The 1873-nt window shown below is 40.1% G+C and carries 1 pseudogene; it reads right to left on the reverse strand.

Annotated elements, in window-relative coordinates:
- Positions 1-214: 214 nt before the first annotated feature.
- Positions 215-1298 (reverse strand): annotated as a pseudogene (gene ltrA / locus F6K37_RS40390) (group II intron reverse transcriptase/maturase); the annotation flags it as partial.
- Positions 1299-1873 lie beyond the last annotated feature (575 nt).

Raw genomic sequence — 1873 nt, forward strand, 5'->3', positions numbered from 1 at the left:
CCTTGTTTCCCTCGCGGATCTGATAGATGTTCAAAATGCTCGAGCATTTGCTGCTGAACCTGTTGAACATCAAGGGCTGGCTGTAGTGGTAAGGATGGACTACTGATGTAAGTTGAGTTAGTGGGTTTATCGAAGCCAATCACCATCGGACACCTTTATTGTGACATCGGTTTCACTAGCATATTATGAGTTCATTTTTCTTGCGCTTACCCTGATTTGAGAGCTGCCTATAATGTTTGGAAATGCTTTCCTTTGATGGTTTGATGATGGTTTTAAAACCTTGTTTTGAATGGTGTTTACCTACCTTGTACTGACGGATGTTGAATCCTAAAAAGTCGAATCCGTTGAAGGTATGAGTGATTTGGGTTTTACTTGGTTTTAATTCCAAACCCATGTCATTTAGCCATTTACCCATGATATCTTGACATTCTTCTACTACGGTACGGTTTTTGTGCAGTATGACGAAATCATCTGCATATCGAATTAAACTTAGAGCTTGTCTATTCTGGTGTTTTTTTCCTTTCATAGATTCTGCGTATTGTTTAATTCGATTTTCCATTCCGTGGAGGGCTATGTTCGCGCTTGAGGGGTGATATGACACCCCCCTGAGGGGTACCTTCCTTTGTAGGTGAGAATGTTCCATTATCCATCACTCCGGCTTTAAGCCAGGACTTTATTAGGCGTCTTAAGGATGGATATGTATTTATTTTTGATAGGAGCATATCATGGTTAATTTTATCGAAGCATTTGGTAATATCTGCATCTAGAACCCATTTGGGTTTACGTTTGATACTGCTAAATATTGCTTCGATTGCATCATGACATGAGCGTCCTGGTCTGAACCCATAAGAGTTGGGTTCAAATTTGGCTTCCCATTCAGGTTCCAATGCCTGCGCAGCAAGTGCCTGAAATGCGCGGTCATACATGGTCGGTATTCCCAGTGGGCGTTTTTCTTTCCGTCCAGGTTTGGGTATCCATACCCTTCTGGTTGGCTTTGCCTTCTTGGAGATTTTGAGGTTGGCTACTAAGGTGAGACGCTGTCTATTGGTTAAGGCTTTAATCCCATCTATTCCGGCAGTCTTTTTACCTTTATTCTCCTGTGTGACCCGACGCACCGCAATCATTTTGGCTGTCCAGGATTTCATCAGAGTCTTTTGTAGCTTTCTTACCACGCGAACATCACCACGAACAGAGGCTCGATATATTCGGTTTTGCAACTTGAATAAGGTTTTTTCTAGCTTTCGCCAATTTACCTTATTCCATTCCGACTTTTGGGAAAATCCCAGAGTATTAGACATATTAATTGTTACTAACGACTATATCCTTTCCTATAACGTGAGTCCGTCTGCGTATCCTAGACATTACTCTAGGCATTAGCAAATGAGCTCAATCTTGCCCTCATCTGACATGGGGTTAGCTACCTACTTAGTAATCGACCTTACTGAGAGTACATATAAGGGTTACTTCGTTCCTGATCACCATTTTCTGAACTTTTAGGGTGATACTATTCACCGGGAGATGAGGGAAATCTTTATAAGATGCATCAACCTTATAAACCTATCTTTCTCTCCATTGACTTTTTGTCTGTAGCGCTATTCAACCTTCTTATTTCGCTACGTTCAGTTTACGATGATTCAAACGTATCTTCCTATTCGTACCCATGAGTTCTTTACCTAGGTAAACATCGGTCAGGTTAAAGGATGTTTTTCCCATTCGACCCTCTGCGAATTTAATTTATGAAATTGCTAAGCTGTTCGGCATTTAAATTGGTATAATAAAAATTAATAAATAACCCAATAATAGGAAATATGCCAGCAAAAAATTATCTGACACAAGAGCAAAAAACAATACTTCAAAAAGCCTTAAAAATAGA

The sequence above is a fragment of the Moorena sp. SIO4E2 genome (genome assembly GCF_010671945.1).
GTDB classification, from domain to species: domain Bacteria; phylum Cyanobacteriota; class Cyanobacteriia; order Cyanobacteriales; family Coleofasciculaceae; genus Moorena; species Moorena producens.